This is a genomic window from Marinobacter sp. ATCH36 (genome assembly GCF_023555055.1).
Classification (GTDB): domain Bacteria; phylum Pseudomonadota; class Gammaproteobacteria; order Pseudomonadales; family Oleiphilaceae; genus Marinobacter.
In genome coordinates, this window is record NZ_JAMJPL010000001.1 from 774,655 (window position 1) to 791,422 (window position 16,768).

A 16,768-nucleotide genomic window follows, 5' to 3' on the forward strand; every position below is an offset into this window, starting at 1 on the left:
ACCTGTATTACCTCCATAGAGAGTTGCACGGAGCCTCTTGATGAAGTTATCGGCGTTTGCCCGTTCGTTTCTTTTTGATGCCAAGAAAGCCCGGTTTCGGGATTATCCGACCCTGCTGGACGATGACGACAAACTGCCGGGGCTGGAGGCCAGCCTGGAACAGATTGGAGAGTATCAACGTCGCTTGTGGGCCAATCAGGCAAGAGCTGTGTTGTTGATAGCCCACGGGCCGGATACCAGTGGCAAGGACAGCCTGATCCGCACCCTGGCAACCTACGTTGATCCGGCCGGTTTCCATGCCTGGTCGTTCAGCCGGCCCAAGGGCGCCGAAACCCGCCACGATTTTCTGTGGCGGGTGACCCCTTTCCTGCCAGGCTTTGGCGAAATGGTGGCGTTCAACAGAAGCCATCATGAGGCGGTGATTGCGGAGAGGGTATGGCCGGTCCATGAGCCGGAGAGCTATAACTGGAAAAACCGTTACCAGTCCGTTCGGGGCTTCGAGAACCACTTGGTGGAAGAGGGCACCACGGTGATCAAGATCTGGCTAAACCTTTCCGAGGACGAGCATCGTGAGCGACTTCTCAAACGCCTCGACAAACCCCGCAAACGCTGGAAATTCGATAAATCGGATATCGACGGCTGGCATAAACGTGGCGAATATGAAAAGTTCGCCGAAGAAGCCCTGGCTGCGACTCACACAGAGGAAGCCCCCTGGTTTATTGTGCCCGGTGACAGGAAATCTCAGGCCAGAGCCATCGTTGCAGCTATACTGGCCGAGCAACTGGAACGCTTGGCCCCTGAATACCCGACTGAGGACGAATCGGTTTTGAGGGCCTATCGGAAGTTATTGACGGCTAAACCCTAGTCAGAGCTTCAGAGTCCGTGTCACTGTGCTATGGACAACGCTATGAAATCCAAACTCAGTCTGGTGGGCCGCTATACCCTGCTATCGCTGGCGTTAATCATCGGCTCAGCGACTGCGCTCAGCATCCTGCACATGACCGTGGCCGAATCCATCACCGAGCGCCTGGCTGGGCAGCACCTTGAAGCGCAGATGTCAGCCACGGCCAATCGCCTCAGCGCGTTTCTGGAAAACCGCATCTATCAGCTTGAAACCCTGTCACGCCATCCCGCCATGCCGCTTTATCTGGCCTACACCGAGGCGGTGCCGGAAGGAGTAAAGGAACTGGTCCGGGTGGAAGCCGACTCGCCGGATCTTTACGGTATTTTGTTCTTCGACGCAGATGACCGACTGATACAGGTGGTGCCGGGGCAGGCCGCGTCCGGCCCTCCCTACTGGAGCAGAGACAACTGGTCACTGGCGGGGCTGCCCCGGGTCGAAAAGAACAACACCGAGCTGATTGGCCCGGCGTTACCGCAACAGGGTCAGCCCGGTTGGCTACTGATTCGACAGCCCTTACGCTACCTGTTCGATGACGGTGCCGAGGGTGCCGTAGGCTTGCATGTGCGACTGGCTTCGCTGACTGAACAGATCCGCACGGAAAATCTGGCCGGAGTTGTCAAGCCCTTCCTGAGGACGCCCGGCCGAGTGCTGCTGGATCCCACGGGTAGCACCGTACTTCGTGAACCGCCGGGGCTGGTTCGAGGCCCGGAAGTGTTTCCGGGCTGGCACATTGATTATGTGATCACCGCAGCCGATATCCTCAGCCCCCTGCGAAATGCGCAGATGGTCATGTACGGATTGGCAGGTCTGCTGGCGCTGGGAACAGTGCTTCTGTTCTGGGCGCTTGCCCGCAGTTTGAGGCGGCGGATCGACCGTCTGGTACAAGGGGCGGAAGCATTTTCCTCTGGTGACCTGCACTTCCAGCTCGATGTTCCCGGCCCGCGCAAGGACGAAATTGACCAGGTGGCCTATGCTTTCAATGCGATGGCGCAACGGCTGCGGGAAATGATTCAGCGCACGGTTCAGGTGGAAAAAATGGCGGTTCTCGGGGAGTTCGCCAGCGGTGTCGCCCATGAAGTAAGAAACCCGCTGGCCACCATAAAACTGACCGTTCAGGCCCTCGAGCGAAGGGAAGAGGATCAGCGGCGCCGGGGGTTGCTGCAGGATGTGGAAGGTGAAATCGACCGGCTGAACCGGGTGGTCGGGGACCTGCTGGATTACGGTCGCCCGGTCTCCGCTGAGCCGGAGCATTTTGAAGTCCGGCGGGTGTTCCGGCAGGCGGTGGCGATGACGTCGAGCCGCGCCCGGGAACTGAACGTTACGGTGACCGCCAGCGGGGATTCAAGGCTGCTGCTGCACGCCAACCCCGACCAGGTCACCCAGTGCCTGGCCAATCTGTTGTCCAATGCGATCGAGGCCTGCGCAGGGGTTGCGGAGGCGGACCGCTCGGTGCGGCTAAGGGCTCACCGCGAGGGCGCGCGTATCCGCATTGATGTGACTGACAATGGCACCGGGGTGGCCAGGGATGTATTGCCGCGGGTTACGGAGCCGTTTTTTACCACCCGCGCCGAAGGAACGGGCCTGGGGCTTAGCATCACCCGCCAGTTGGTGCTGTTGAACGGCGGAGATATGAGCATTGAAAGCGAATCGGGCGAAGGCACCACGGTGACTCTGCTATTGCCCGCATCAGACCATGTTCACAATATAAAAAAGCACTACCATGCCGACTCGAATACTGATTATTGATGACGAGCAGAGTTTCGTCCGTTCGCTGATGTTTGCTCTTGAAGAGACAGATATCGAAGCGTTTTGTGCCTATTCTGGCGAAGACGGTCTTGCGATGATTGCCCGCGAGCAGCCCGACATTGTGCTGCTGGATCTGCGCTTGCCGGGCATCGGCGGTATGGAAGTTCTGGAGACACTGAGCCGCGACTACCCGGGTTTGCCGGTGGTGATGATTTCAGCCCATGGTGATACCCGTGCAGCGGTTCAGGCGGCCAAAGCGGGGGCCGCCGATTACCTCACCAAGCCCTTCGCACTGGACGAACTGCTGCATCTGATCAACAACACCACCGAGCGCATCCGGCTGCGCAGTGAACTGGATTACCACCGTGACCGTGCCGCGTCCGCGTCCGGGCTGGTAGGAAACAGCGACACCATGAGCCATCTGTGGCAGACCATTCAGCGGGTGGCGGCCAGCAGCGCCGGACGTATTCTGCTGCAGGGGGAATCCGGTACCGGGAAGGCGGTGGTGGCCCGGGCCATCCACTCCAGCAGCCCCCGTACAACGGAGGCTTTTGTGGAAATCAATTGCGCGGCCCTGCCGGAGCAGTTGATCGAGGCAGAGCTGTTCGGCGCGGAGAAAGGCGCTTATACCGGTGCCCATCAGACCCGGATCGGCCTGGTGGCGCTGGCAGACGGCGGCACCCTGTTTCTGGACGAGGTTGGCGAACTGCCGCTGGTGTTGCAGGCAAAACTGCTGCATTTCCTGGAGGATGGCAGTTACCGCCCGGTGGGTTCCAATCGTCCGCGCACCGCGAACGTCCGGGTAATCGCTGCAACCAATCGCCCGCTGGAAACGGAGGTGCGCGAAGGACGCTTCCGGGAAGATCTGTTTTTCCGGCTCAATGTGATTGAACTGCTGATACCGCCCCTGCGGGAGCGAGGCAGTGATATTGGCCTGATGCTGGAGCAGTTTGCCGAAACCCAGGCCAGGGAAGAGCGCTCCCAGCCCATTCACTATGCCTCGGAAACCCTGGAGCATCTGCGGCATTACGCCTGGCCCGGCAACGTCCGGGAACTGAAAAATCTGGTGGAACGGCTCACCATTCTTTATCCGGGCCAGTTGATTGAACCTTCTCATTTGCCCGTTGAGATGCAGAAGGAAGACCTGCATCCTGACTACATCGGTGAACGCATGAAGCGGACGGAGCGACAGATTGTGCTGGAAGCGTTGGCGGAAACCGGCGGACACAAGGGCAAGGCTGCGGAGTTTCTGGGACTGTCTCGCCATGCCTTCAAGCGTCGTCTGCAACGCCTCGGGCTGGACCAGGAGAATCTGACATGATGTGCCGGGGGAAACTGGCGGGCCTGTTCTGGCTTTTTATCGGCCTGCTGGTGGCAGGCCAGGGCGCGGCTGCCACCGAACCGGTCGGGCGGGTGGAACTCGGGGCCTCAGCTGCCGAAGCAGATGTAACCGTGGCCTGTATGTACCCGATGACCGGGCGTCCGGCCAGCTATGGCCGCGACAGTATTACCGGGATCAAGGTGGCGCTGGCGGAGCTGGCACAGCAGCCCGATGCACCGAAGCTCCGGGTGATCGTGGACGATTCCCGTTCCAAGGCGTCCTTTGCCGTGCAGATGGCGGAGAATTTTATCGAGACGGACCAGGCCGATATTCTCTGCGGTATGGTCAGCTCCGGGGTCGGGCTTGCCGTCAGCCGCGTCGCCCGGGACCGGCGCATCATCATGATTGGCACTGACCACGCCAGTTCCCGCAGCGTGCTGGAAGAAGGCCACCGATATTATTTCCGGGTATCCAGCGATACCTGGTATTCCCACGCCGCTGGTGCCCGTTATCTCAGGGAATTACAGGCTGAAACCGGCTGGCGGACACTGGCTTTTCTGGGGCCGGACTATGAGTACGGGCGTGTGGCCTGGCGAGACCTGCGGCAGGCTCTGGACATGCTTGGCGTGGCGTATCAGATAGCCGGCCAGTATTGGCCCAAACTCTACGAACCCGATTACACCCTCTACATCCAGTCGCTACTGGAATCGCCGCCGGACATCTTGGTCACCGCGCTGTGGGGCGGCGATTTCAATGCCTTTATCGAGCAGGCGCGCACCACCAACCTGTTCCGCAAAATGCCGGTCGCAAACTTCGATACCGGGGGCAACTACGACACCCTCGTGGCGTTGGGCCAGAACCCCCCGCCGGGCCTGATACTGTCCGCTCGCCACCACCTTAATTGGCCCGACACCGAGCGCAATCGCCGGTTTGTGCAGGCGTTTCACGATCTCTCCGGCCGCTACCCGAGTTATTCGGCGCAAGGCGCTTACGCCGGTATGCTGGTTATCGCCAAGGCCGTGGGCATGGTCGGAGACGTCTCGGATACCGACGCCATGATCAAGGCGCTGGAGGGGCTGGAAATTGAACTCCCGAAAGACCCTGAAGGTTTTACTTCCTATATTGATGCCGAAACCCACCAGATTGTCCAGGCTCAGGCCATTGGTCGGCCAGTTGCCAGTGACCGGTATCCACCCACCCGCGTTATGCTGGGTGAGTGGGTGGTTTATGAGGCCGAGTTGCTGAAGCCATCTCCAGAGCTGGTGCAGCGCCGTCGCGGCAACCGGACGCCCTGAGTCGCCCAACACGTCCCGATACGCCTTGACCTGGCGGATCGGGGTCGGCCTGGGGGTGTTACTTGATTGCAACCGGATTGACAGGTGAGCCTGTGCCTTCCTCCATCTTCAGTGGCGCCGCTACCAGCATGAAGGTGTACTGACCGTCTTCGGCACTGTCAGCGGCCAGGTCATCCAGCCACCAGATCTCGCTCAGTACCACGCCCATATCCCGCATCAGAGCACCATGCAGAGGAATGATCATCTGCTCACCGTCGACTTCCTGAGCGACCTTTTCGATGGCAATGTTGTCGGCAGCAATCATCGGAATTTCCATCTCGTCAATCCAGCTCAGCAGCTCAGGGCTGTAACACAGGCCTGGCTCGGTCATGGCGCTCCATTCGGCATCCGGTTCATCTTCGTAAAAGCGGGCGATGGAACCGGTACGAAGCACCAGAATATCGCGTTTCCTGATCTCGACCTTCTGGGCCTCGGCCGTGGCTTGTAAATCCTCCAGGTTGACGCACGTATTTGGTGCCAGACGGTGCTTGTCGCCGCCCCCCACATGACGGCCAACATCCAGTAAGACCCCGCGTCCGGTTATGCCTTTTTTGCCGATAGCTGCCACATCACCGTGGGCATGGCCATGCACGGTACTGTCAGCGCTCTTGCCTCCGTAAACCTGATCGCCATACCAGGCGTGGGCGAGACCATCCACGTGGGTGGTGCCCTGCAGATACATGAACGCTACGTCATCCGAGAATTTGACGCCTCCAGCCAATGCCTCGGATTTGCCTGATGAGTAAATGCTCTCATCCTGCGCCATGAAATGCATGGTAGGTACCCGGCCCGGAAATACCGGACCCTTGCCGTGAGTCATGGGAATCTGGAGGGTAAAAGTTTTGCCGCTCCGGATCGCTTTGGCGGCCTGCAGAACCTGTTCCTTACCCAGCAGATTCAGGGCTCCGACCTCGTCATTCTCGCCCCATTTTCCCCAGTTATTGGGTGCGTTTTTCTGCACCCGCTCCATACCGGTTTCGGCCAGCGCTGGCGCCGACATCAGCAGGGCTGATCCGGCTATCAGCGCCGGAATAATGCGTTTACAGCTAGTGTTAAGGACCATGGTTTTTCTCCTGTCGTCATTGTGGTTGTTGATACAGGTCCGCACTCGGTGCGGGGATGGTGCCCTCAAGTCTCTGAATAGCTCCTGAATCCTCAGTTGAATTCAATCACCTGACGGACGGCTTCACCGGCGGCTAGGCGCTCAAAACCCTCGTTGATCTGGTCAAGGGTCAGAGTGTGGGTCAGCAGTTTGTCTACCGGCAACTTGCCCTGCTGGAACAGGGACACATAGCGGGCGACATCCCTAACCGGCACACAACTGCCGACATAACTGCCTTTGAGTGTGCGCTCCTCGGCGACCAGGCTGACTTGCTGGATCGCCACTTTCTTTTCCGGGTGAGCCAGGCCGCCGGTGACGGTTGTACCACCGCGACGGGTGATCAGATAGGCAAACTCCAGGGCCTTTTCCGAGCCCGCCATTTCGATGGCACAGTCTACTCCCCCCTTGGTGAGTGCTTTGATCTTCTCGACACAGTCCGGATCTTTGCTATTGAAGGCATGAGAAGCCCCCAACTCCGTGGCCAGCGCTAGCTTGCTGTCATCCAGGTCGAAGGCGATAACTTCGCTGGCACCCGCGACCATGGCGCCAAGTACACTGTTCAGCCCCACGCCGCCGAGCCCAATAACCGCGACCGTCTGACCGGCCTTGATATTGGCCGAGTTAATCACCGCGCCAACGCCGGTGAGCACGGCACACCCAAACAGGGCGGCATGATGGAAAGGCAGAGCCGGGTCGATCCTGACCAGGGAGTCCCGGGATACCACCGCATGATCGGCGAAGGCCGAGACCCCGAGATGATGGTTTACCGGCGTGCCGTCATCGCGATGCAGGCGATGCTCGCCACTGACCAGAGTGCCCGCGTTATTGGTCTTGGCTGCTGGCTCACACAACGCAGGCCTACCTTCGGCGCAGGGCGAGCAATGGCCGCAACTGGGTACGAACACGGCGACGACGTGATCGCCTTCCTTGAGATCACGAACACCGCTGCCCACGGCCTTGACGATGCCGGCGGCTTCGTGCCCCAGCGCCATAGGCACAGGTCGGGGGCGATTGCCGTCAATCACCGACAAGTCGGAATGACAAAGCCCGGCAGCCTTGATCTGAACCAGCACTTCGTTGTCTCCGGGCGGGTCAAGCTCCAGCTCTTCAATAACCAGGGGCCGGGTGTCCTGGAATGGCCGTTCCGCACCTATGGAATGTAAAACTGCTGCACGAATCTTCATCGCGATTCTCCTATGTTGAGATCAGGCGGAGTGAGCGCCCTGAGAGGATGCTGACGGATCTCTGTGGTGGCCGGCGGTTACCTCACCCCGTTCAATGCGCCAGGTACTGTCCACTAGTTCCGCCGAATGGGTGTCATCGGATTCAGCAATCAGAACCGTCAGGCCTTCGCCCCTCAGGTCACCAATGACCGACGACAAGCGTTGGGCCAGCACCGGCGCAACACCTTCGAAAGGCTCATCCAGCAGGATCAACTGCCGTCCCGGCATCAGGGCCCTCCCAAGCGCCACCAGTTTCTGCTGGCCGCCAGACAACTGCAGAGCTTTGCGCTCACCGAAGTCGGCGATTTCCGGCATCAGCGAATAAATCCATTTCAGGCGTTTGTCGCCGTCCTTGATGCCGTTGGCCCAGGCTGGCATCAGCATGTTCTCGGTCACCGTCAGCTCAGGAATGAGCCTGCGATCTTCCGGCATATAACTGATGCCGAGCCTGGCACGCTGATGGGAGGCTTTTCTGGTCAGATCCTCACCCTTGAACTCAATAGAGCCGGAGTCGGCTGGAAGCAGCCCCATAATGGCCCTGATGAACGTGGTTTTCCCCGCGCCGTTATGACCGATCAGGCCAGCCATCTTGCCTGCCGGGATCTCCATATCAACCTGCCTCAGTATGCCGATGCGCTCGATCGAGACGTCCAGATTTACAATCTTGAGGCTCATGTCAGGCGCCCCCTTTTTGGGTTTCGTCTTGGGTATCGTTTTTGCCTTCGGTGGGCTTCTGCTGGCGCTTGCCGGTGACCAGTTCCTGAACCTGTTCGTCGGCCAGTACGTCTTCTACCGGGCCGTCCTTGATAACGACGCCGCTGGCAAAGGCGAGCACACGAGTGACGTATTTGCGTACAATCTCCATATCGTGTTCCACGAACAATACTGTCAGGCCACGCCGCTTTACCACCTCCATCACGGTGTCCATGAGGGCGTGTTTTTCATCGGTGCTGACACCGCTGGTGGGCTCGTCCAGCAGCAGCATGCGTGGGTTAGCCAGCATGGCAATGGCAATGTCCAGAAGTTTACGGGCCCCTTGGGGCATCGCGGTGACCATTTCATCCCGATACTGGGTGATGCCCATCTGGTTCAGGATTTCATCCGCCGCCGCGATCCGCTCGGGTGTGCGCACCGGGCGAAGCATTTCCAGGTGTCGATGCTCAGACGCCGACAGTGCCATCGACAGGTTGTCCAGCACCGACAGTTCCAGGAACAGCTGGGGAATCTGAAACGAGCGCGACAGGCCTTTGCGCATCAGCTTGCGCGGCCCCAGGCCTTTGATCGGATGTCCATCAAAGGCAATAGTGCCCGCCGATGGCGGCAGGTAGCCGGTAACCATGTTGATGAAGGTGGTCTTGCCCGCCCCGTTGGAGCCGATGACGCCAACAATTTCCCCTTCAGTGATGGTCACGTTGATGTCTTCCGCGGCGACCACGGCACCGAAATATCTGGACAGTCCTTCCGTTTTCAGAATCTCGGTCATGATGCGACCCTCCGCTTACGGGTGAACAGGCTCCAGATACCCTTGGGCAGGAACAGGATGATCAGCAGTAACACCGTGCCCAGAATCAACTGCCAGGAGTTGGGGAAGAGCTCGACCGCGTAGGTCCTGACCATGATGAAAATCATCGCGGCGATGAACGACGCGGCCACATGGCCGGTGCCGCCCAGCAGGGCAATAAACACAAATTCGCCAGAGATGGTCCAGTACGCCATGGTGGGGTCGACGTGGCCCGCCGCCAGTGACGTCAGGGACCCGCCGATAGAGCCTATCGCCGCAGCAATCACGTAGTTGATGTACAGAATCTGGCGCCGGGACATGCCCATGTACTCCACCCGGACTTCGTTCTCGCGAATGGCCTCGCAGGCCAGGCCAATGGCCGATCCGAAATAACGGTTAAGAAACAGCGCCACTGCCAGGCCCACCGCGGTGGCAAGCCAGAGAACGGTTTTGCTGCCTTTGCCGCCTTCGGGGTCGAACCACAGCAGGGTCCAGTTACCGACGCCAAATCCATCAGTGCTGCCCAGATTCTGGCTTTTGACCAGAATGCCGTAAAGGATCATCGAAAACGCCAGGGTCAGCATGGCAAAGAAGATTTCCCGGTAGCGAGTCAGCAGGAGGCCCAACAGCATGGCAAGGGCGACGGTCACCGCGACTCCCATACCAATCAGCACCAGGGCGTCGGTGATGCCCAGAAAACGGCCACCCATGCCGACCGCATAACCACCGATGCAGTAATACAGCCCCTGGCCAAAGGATACCAGCCCGGCCCGCATCAGCATGACCACACCCAGTACGACCATGGCACTGGCGATGGCCAGGGTGGTGGTGAATGCCAGCCAGTCTGGAACGGCAAACGACAATAACGTGATCACAGCGGCCGCAACGACCAGCATGATTTCTGACTTTTGCAGTGCCATCAGATCTTCCTCGCGACAGCTTGGCCGAACAATCCATGGGGCCGGAAAATAAGCACCGAGGCCATGACGGCGTAAACGATGAACAATTCAAGTTCCGGCATGGTGTGAATGGAGACGGCCCTCGCCAGACCGACGATCAGGGCGCCAATGGCGGCCCCGGTGATGCTGCCCAGGCCGCCGGTGACCACCACCGCAAAGGCGACAACGATGACTTCCACGCCTACCCCTGGCACCACGGAAATGATGGGGGCGGTAACCCCGCCGGCGATGGCGCCAAGGGCCGCGCCGATCATGAAGGTAATGGTGAACATCCGCCGCACGTTCACACCCATGGCCTCGGACACCTCGCGGTCGTGGATAATCGAACGCAGAATTTTGCCGATTTTGGTACGCTCCAGCCAGAACCAGAGCGCCAGGCCCACGACCACAGACACACCCACCACCATCAGCTGATAGCCGGATACCGTCAGTACACCAATATTGAACCGCCCCATCGCCGCATAGGGCTGATAGGCGAAGTAAGGCGTGGTTCCCCAGATAAGTTTCATCACGTCTTCGAGGATCAGCAGCATGGCGAAGGTGACAATCAGCATCAGTACTTCGTCGCGACCGTACATCAGCCGTAACACCCCGCGCTCCATGATGACCCCGGCCAGTGCGCCGATCATGACCGCACAGGCCGCGATCATTGCCAGTGCTATCCAGAGCTGGTCACCGACCCCGTTGTAATACCAGCCAAGTGCCGAGGCCGCTGCGTAAGCGCCCAGGGCGTAGAGGCTGCCATGGGCCATATTCAGAATTCGCATAACACCGTATATAACGGTTAGCCCCGCAGCGACCAGAAACAGCCACGAGGCATAGATAAGCCCGTCAATAAGAATCGCCCAGACGGTTAACATCTGTGTGTACTCCTGTTAGCGGTAATACCGGCAACCCGGAGGTTGCCGGGCCGGTTTCATGGATCAGTCGCAGTCGGCTCCGGGGAAGCCTGCCTTGATCCATTCCAGAGCGTTCTGGCCGTCGGGTGGAGATACACATTCGCCTTTGTACGCGCGCACGTTGCGCAGTTCTGGCCCGGTATCGGCCGAGTAGTGGTACTCGCCGTACAGCATCGGCTGCATGGCCTGGTGGCCGCCTGCCAGGGCCATCTTCACGGTACCGCTGACAGATTCAAAGGTGGCGCCTTTGAGAGCGGCTGCCAGTTGTTCGCTGGAGGGAACGCCTTCGGCGCCGGAATTATCAGCCGCGTATTTCAGGCCGAGCAGTGCCTGGGCCATTTTCGATGCCGGATAGCTTGGCGGGGTGCCATGCTCGGCTTCATAGGCCTTGGAGAACCATTCGCTCAGGTCATTCTCCGGCATGAAACCGCCGAACGGGCCGCGACCGCCAAGGATGGTGCCGTTGGGCGCCTGATTCTCGAAACGGTGCAGGCCGGACTCGCCGGTGGTCAGAATCGCCGTGGCCTGCTCAAGCAGTCCGCGGACATTGGCCTGGGCCACGAACGCTTCCATGTCACCACCCCACATACTGGAATGGATGATGTCCGGGCGGCGGGTCTGCAGCGCTGAAATCTCGGTGCCGTAGTTGCCCTGGAAAATCTGCGGTGTCTGGTTATCCACAATCTCGACATCCGGCATCAGCTGTTCCATGGACAGCGTAAAGTCTTGCCAGGAATCCTGGCCCCAGGCGTAGTTCTGCTGAATGCCTGCCAACCGGCTGATGTCCGATTTGGCATCGTTCAGATAATGGGCGGCGCCGACGTTATCCGCGACCGCATCCAGGCCGGTACGGAACAGATACGTCGGATTGCTGACATCTTCAAACAGACGCGGTGTGCCGCAGTCAAAGGCAATGGTAAAGGTTTGCATCTCTTCCGCGACCGGACCGACCGCAAGGCAGTCACCGCTGGAGATATAACCGATAACAGCATTGACGTTCTGGCGCTGGACCAGGTTGCGGTATTCCTCCACCTGTTTGGTGGGGCCGCCAGCCTCGTCGATCACCACCGATTCAAGCTGCAGACCGTTGACCCCGGCGCTGTCGTATGGGGCAGGCAACTCGCCGGCATTGATGGCCTTGATGACAGTTTCAGCCGCCTGTGCCGCAGGTACGCCGAATGGCCCTGATGCACCACCGGACAGGAAAGTGACCAGACCCACTTTGAACGTGTCCTCGGCATGCGCGGCTTGGCTGATGCCCATAACACCAGCGGATATCAGTGCGATGGAAGTGGCAGTGCTCAGCAGCGTACGCCGCATGCCTGCCCGTGATAGGGGGTGTCCCATTGTGTTCTCCTTGATTGTTGTTGTGCAAAATGGCTGGCGGAGCGCTCAGCCACCGGATTCACCGTGTCGCTTCTCGAGGAGAGCGGATGACGGTCTTTGGGATTCACTCAGGTATTACACCAAAGCAAATGCGGGGCCAGCTCGGTAATGGCGTCAGCCATGGGTTGAAAGGCAGTATTACGACTACACTGAGCGGAAACCGCTCAGAAACGATCGGATGATGAGCGAAAATCGCTCGCACGAAACGCTTCTTCAATTGGCGTGAAGTGGCTCCAGGAAATTAAAGGGGACAGGCAATGCATATAGTCGTTGTGGGTGGTGGTGTAGTGGGTATGACCACAGCCTTTGAACTGAACCGCAGGGGCCACCAGGTGACGGTACTTGAGCGCCACGGGATGGCCGGAAACGAGACCAGCAAGGGCAATGCAGCGCAGCGCTCCTACGGCGTGGTCTATCCCTGGGCTGATCCTGCCATGGTGATGAAGGCCATTCCCTGGCTGTTCAAGAAAGACGGGCCCCTGAAACTGAGAATGCCGCCGTCCATGGAAACTCTCAGGTTCATGTTTGCCACACTGCGCTACGCCTGGTCGCCGGGGCTCTTTGGCCTTAACAAACGTGCCATGCTCCGCCTTGGCATCCACAGCCGCGAGCGGTTCCTGACCCTTGAGCAGGAGCTGGACCTGCACTTCGATGGCGACCATCAGGGGCTGCTCCATCTGGCCAGCACCCCGGAAGCACTCGAAGGCTACCGTCAGACGCACCAACTACTTAACGAGCTCGGCATCGCTTCCCGGTTGCTGACACCTGAGCAGGTTCGCGAAGCCGAGCCCGGAATGGTCGGAAACGGTCCACTATATGGGGCGCTGAGTTATGAAACCGACGGCACCGGTGACTGCCACCTGTTCTCCCGCGAATTGGCCAAAGCCTGTGAGTCCGGGGGTGTAAGCGTCCGCTACAACACGGAAACGGAACACCTTATTGCGGATGATCATCGGGTAACCGAGGTTGTTGTTCGCAATAAAGACGGGAAAGCAGAGACTCTTGAGGCCGACGCCGTGGTGGTCTGCGCCGGCTGCTGGTCTGGCCAGCTGACACGCCCGCTGGGCCTTCAGCTGCCTATATATCCGGTTAAAGGCTACAGCTTCACTGTGCCGCTGTCAGATCCTGAGAGGGCGCCGGTTTCCACTATCCATGACGACAACTACAAGGTTGTCTCCACTCGCCTAGGCAATCGGCTGCGTGCTTCCGGCTTTGTGGAACTGGCCGACTTCAACCGCGATATCCCGGAGGCGCGGCTGGCAACTATCCGCAAATCCGTGGAATCCCGTTTCCCCGGTTGTGCCGACCTCCATGCCGCTGAAACCTGGACCGGTTTCCGCCCCATGACTCCCGACGGCCCCCCGATCATCGGTCGTGGTCCCCGGGAGAACCTGTTCCTGAACACTGGCCACGGAACCTTTGGCTGGACCTTGTCTGCGGGCAGTGCCTCGGTTATTTCCCAACTGATCGATGGCGAGGAGCCGTCGGTGTGCCTGGATGCGTTCAGGCCTGGGCGGTTTGCCGAATGACTTCTGGCTCTGGTGCAGGAACCGATCTGGAGACCCTTCCCAAGATACGCTGTGAATACGTCCATGTAAGCTCGACGAAAACATCCCTGTTTTCGACGATCTTGGGAAGGGTCTCCAGACCGGCTCCCATGGTTTAGAGTTGCCTAAGCATGCGTCCAAAGCAGTCCTTGCAGTTGGCTGACCGGATTTGAGCAGTGGTAATAGAGGATTGTCGCGAACACTTAAAAGCCAGACTGAGAGCGGGAACGACAAACTGATTAGTCTGGGCAGAGGACGGGTAAGGCTTTCCAGGATCGTCAAAAACAAGGATGTTTTTGTCGAGCGTACAGGGATGTATTTACCGCGTATCCTGGAAACCGTTTCCCGTCCTCTGCTTCCCAAAATCAGAAGATTCATCGAGTCGCCGCTCGATATTCCCACACAGGGTATGAAGAAAACCGATATCCCGCTCGGTGAGCAAGGGCAGGCGTTCAAACGTCCACTGCGAAAGCTTGCTGTCTGCAGGCGTATCCAGCTCTGGCAGCAGTATTTCCAAGCGTTGTCGCAGGGCTCCCAGTCGAGCGTCGGAGATGGCGGGCTGGGACTGGGCTTCCCGGGCAGAAGCCAGGCCGGACAGCTCCCAGGCGTAGAGCATGACTGCCTGGGACAGGTTCAATGAGGGGTAGGATACCGCCATGGGGAACCCTGTCAGCAGGTCGCAAAGTGCCAGTTCGTCATTGGACAGGCCACGGTCCTCGCGGCCGAATACCAGGGCGGCTGTGGCTACAGAAGTGCCCTTGCGGGTGATGATATCCCGCAGTCGTGCGGGTTGGTGCCAGTCCTGCCGTTGATGGCGAGGCTTGGCGGAGGTGCCCATCAGCAGGTCTACGGAGTTTCTTACCGCCGCCAGATCAGGGAAAATGCGCGCATTGTCCAGAATGTGATCGCTGCCATGGGCCAGCCAGTGGGCCTCCGGTCGGGTATGCAGGTCGGAATTGACCAGCCACAGCTCGTCAAAGCCCATGGTGCAGAGGGCGCGGGCGGCTGCCCCCACGTTTTCGGGAACCTTCGGTTCAACAAGTACAAAGGCCAGTTGCATGACGTTACCTCCGGTGGCGAGTTTACACCACGGTGCTGAATCTTTTTACCAGCGATGGCAGCGGCTGAACGACTGGCTGGCCCAGCATCGTGAGCTGTGGCAACCGGCACCATTTACCGACCCAAGCCCGGCCTGGGCTGTTAAGTGGCCGGCACTGGCGGAAAGGGTGGCCAATTTCTCAGAAAGCGACTGCCAGAAGCTGGAGGACGACCCCGGAATACTGGCAGGTTTGCTGGGGCGGGAGCTGCCTTCACTTCAGATTTTCAATGAGTTGATCCGTGTGCCGGAACTGGCCAACGGCAAAGTCCGGCAGAGTACGTTGCCGGAAATCCGGGCCACCGATATGCCCGGCCGCAAGAGGCTGCAATCCGGCGCCTTTGCAGCGGCTATACGGCCTCTGAAGCATGATGTACTGGACTGGTGCTGTGGCAAGGGGCACCTGGCCAGAACCCTGGCGCCTTTTTGTGATGGCAAAGTGTCAGGTTTCGAATGGAATCCGGCCCTGGTAGACGACGGTAACCGCCTGACGGGGAAGTTCGGCGATGCGGTGTCATTGCACTGTCAGGATGTTATGGCCGAGGAGCTGGTGTTGCCGAAGGCCACACACAGCGTTGCCCTGCATGCCTGCGGCGATCTACACCGTCGGCTGATGCGCCGGGTGACGGACGGTGGGAAACCACGACTGAGCTTTTCGCCGTGCTGTTACCACCTCACGGAAAAGCCGGACTATCAGCCGATGTCCCGATGGGCCGGTAGTGGGGAAAATGCATTACAACTCAGCCGGGAGGACCTGCGGTTGGCCGTGCAGGAAACCGTCACCGCACCTGAAAGAGTGCGGCAACAGACCCGCCGGATCAGCCAGTGGCGGTTGGGTTTTGATGGAATGCAAAGGGCCCTTCGGGGTATGGATGCCTACCTGCCCGTGCCTTCACATCCGCCCGGGCTGATCAATGGTGATTTTGCCGGTTTCTGTCGTTGGGCCGCGACCAGGAAGGGACTGGCGTTGCCAGAGGAAACGGACTTCAATTATTGGGAAACCCATGGTGAACGGCGATTGCAGACAGTGCGTCGCCATGAGCTGGTGCGGCACCTTTTTCGGAGGCCGCTGGAGCTCTGGCTGGTGCTGGACTACGCGTTATTTCTGGAAGAGCAGGGTTATGAGGTCCGGCTGGGCACCTTCTGTGAGCGACAGCTGACGCCGCGCAACTTGCTGATTGACGCCGTGAAGATTGGCTTTAACCAAGACACTCAGGGTTTGCGGTAGACCACGTCTTCCACGCAGCCATCCCGGAAATACACGTAGGTCAGTTCGTAAAGGTTGCCATAGTATTTGGTCTGGTAGACCCAGGTTTCCTGGGGCGTGGGATAGGTTTCCGGGGGGCGGCCGAAAGCTTTGCGAACGTGCTCCCTGGTCATGCCTTTGACCACCTGCTCGCGCACCAGATACCGCCTCAGGTCAGTGGAGTTGATAAAACGACAGGTACCCTCCGCCTCCGGGCTTGCCGACTTCTCCGGTTCTTCCCCGGTTTCCGACTGTTCGGGCGCTGCTGGCAGGTTCTGGCCAAAGCTGCCGCCAATTCTGTTGTCCTGAATCCTGATTTCCTCGGAATCTTCTCCGCAGGGCTGATCGGAAAAGCGGGTCTCACCGCCGGCGTCGCAACGATAGACCTGGGACCAGGTGGTAGCAGGCAAGCCCAGCATGAGAATAAAGACAAACAGAATTCGGGTCACAGCAAGCTCCCACTGGTTTGCAAAACATGACTCATCAGCCGGCCACAAAAAAGGC

General features: G+C 59.2%; 15 protein-coding genes. 6 read left to right on the forward strand and 9 right to left on the reverse strand.

The features are described 5' to 3' along the window. Window positions 1-40: 40 nt before the first annotated feature. Genes M8010_RS03420 through M8010_RS03435 form a run of 4 tightly spaced genes read left to right on the forward strand, consistent with a single transcriptional unit; the run spans window position 41 to window position 5,266 of the window. On the forward strand, window positions 41-865 hold the full coding sequence (locus M8010_RS03420) for a polyphosphate kinase 2 family protein (protein ID WP_250088595.1): 825 nt from the start codon (window positions 41-43) through the stop codon (window positions 863-865). A gap of 42 nt (window positions 866-907) precedes the next feature. Further along, on the forward strand, window positions 908-2,650 hold the full coding sequence (locus M8010_RS03425; RefSeq protein WP_250088597.1) for a sensor histidine kinase: 1,743 nt from the start codon (window positions 908-910) through the stop codon (window positions 2,648-2,650). Next, entirely contained in the window at window positions 2,625-3,971 is a 1,347-nt protein-coding gene (locus M8010_RS03430) for a sigma-54-dependent transcriptional regulator (protein ID WP_250088606.1), read from the forward strand. The genes M8010_RS03425 and M8010_RS03430 overlap by 26 nt, the downstream gene beginning before the upstream one ends. Continuing rightward, window positions 3,968-5,266: an ABC transporter substrate-binding protein gene (locus tag M8010_RS03435; protein ID WP_250088607.1), complete on the forward strand. Its 1,299-nt coding sequence runs from the start codon at window positions 3,968-3,970 to the stop codon at window positions 5,264-5,266. Before M8010_RS03430 ends, M8010_RS03435 begins: the two co-directional genes overlap by 4 nt. A 58-nt stretch (window positions 5,267-5,324) precedes the next feature. Here the strand turns inward: M8010_RS03435 and M8010_RS03440 are convergent, their stop codons facing one another. The 7 genes from M8010_RS03440 to M8010_RS03470 all read right to left on the reverse strand — a co-directional run bounded on the left by M8010_RS03440 (window position 5,325) and on the right by M8010_RS03470 (window position 12,336). Continuing rightward, window positions 5,325-6,368, reverse strand: a complete 1,044-nt coding sequence (locus tag M8010_RS03440; protein WP_250088615.1) for a cyclase family protein — start codon at window positions 6,366-6,368, stop codon at window positions 5,325-5,327. Window positions 6,369-6,460: 92 nt separating this feature from the next. Next, window positions 6,461-7,591: a zinc-dependent alcohol dehydrogenase family protein gene (locus M8010_RS03445; protein ID WP_250088617.1), complete on the reverse strand. Its 1,131-nt coding sequence runs from the start codon at window positions 7,589-7,591 to the stop codon at window positions 6,461-6,463. A gap of 21 nt (window positions 7,592-7,612) precedes the next feature. After that, a complete protein-coding gene (locus tag M8010_RS03450) occupies window positions 7,613-8,305 on the reverse strand; it encodes an ATP-binding cassette domain-containing protein (protein WP_250088619.1) in 693 nt (230 codons plus the stop codon). A gap of 1 nt (window position 8,306) precedes the next feature. After that, window positions 8,307-9,113 (reverse strand): ABC transporter ATP-binding protein, encoded by an 807-nt coding sequence (locus tag M8010_RS03455; RefSeq protein ID WP_250088621.1) that lies wholly within the window; start codon window positions 9,111-9,113, stop codon window positions 8,307-8,309. Further along, on the reverse strand, window positions 9,110-10,051 hold the full coding sequence (locus M8010_RS03460; RefSeq protein ID WP_250088623.1) for a branched-chain amino acid ABC transporter permease: 942 nt from the start codon (window positions 10,049-10,051) through the stop codon (window positions 9,110-9,112). Before M8010_RS03460 ends, M8010_RS03455 begins: the two co-directional genes overlap by 4 nt. Beyond that, a complete protein-coding gene (locus M8010_RS03465) occupies window positions 10,051-10,950 on the reverse strand; it encodes a branched-chain amino acid ABC transporter permease (RefSeq protein WP_250088626.1) in 900 nt (299 codons plus the stop codon). The genes M8010_RS03460 and M8010_RS03465 overlap by 1 nt, the downstream gene beginning before the upstream one ends. 63 nt (window positions 10,951-11,013) lie before the next feature. Then, window positions 11,014-12,336, reverse strand: a complete 1,323-nt coding sequence (locus M8010_RS03470) for an ABC transporter substrate-binding protein (protein ID WP_250088628.1) — start codon at window positions 12,334-12,336, stop codon at window positions 11,014-11,016. A 296-nt stretch (window positions 12,337-12,632) separates the two neighbouring features. Between M8010_RS03470 and M8010_RS03475 the strand changes: the two genes are divergently transcribed. Beyond that, window positions 12,633-13,904 carry a D-amino acid dehydrogenase gene (locus M8010_RS03475; RefSeq protein ID WP_250088638.1) on the forward strand — a complete coding sequence of 424 codons (1,272 nt, stop codon included), beginning with the start codon at window positions 12,633-12,635 and terminating at the stop codon, window positions 13,902-13,904. Window positions 13,905-14,241: 337 nt separating this feature from the next. Here M8010_RS03475 and M8010_RS03480 read toward each other — a convergent pair whose 3' ends face one another. Further along, on the reverse strand, window positions 14,242-14,982 hold the full coding sequence (locus M8010_RS03480) for a tRNA/rRNA methyltransferase (protein WP_250088640.1): 741 nt from the start codon (window positions 14,980-14,982) through the stop codon (window positions 14,242-14,244). Between M8010_RS03480 and M8010_RS03485 the strand changes: the two genes are divergently transcribed. Further along, the gene (locus M8010_RS03485) at window positions 14,981-16,246 is read left to right on the forward strand and encodes a methyltransferase (RefSeq protein ID WP_250088642.1); all 1,266 of its coding nucleotides are present in this window, start codon (window positions 14,981-14,983) and stop codon (window positions 16,244-16,246) included. The genes M8010_RS03480 and M8010_RS03485 overlap by 2 nt on opposite strands. On the opposite strand, the gene M8010_RS03490 is transcribed toward M8010_RS03485, so the two are convergent. Then, window positions 16,231-16,713, reverse strand: coding sequence for a DUF4124 domain-containing protein (locus M8010_RS03490; RefSeq protein ID WP_250088650.1), 483 nt, complete (start codon window positions 16,711-16,713; stop codon window positions 16,231-16,233). The two genes, M8010_RS03485 and M8010_RS03490, sit on opposite strands and share 16 nt — an antisense overlap. Window positions 16,714-16,768: the final 55 nt, after the last annotated feature.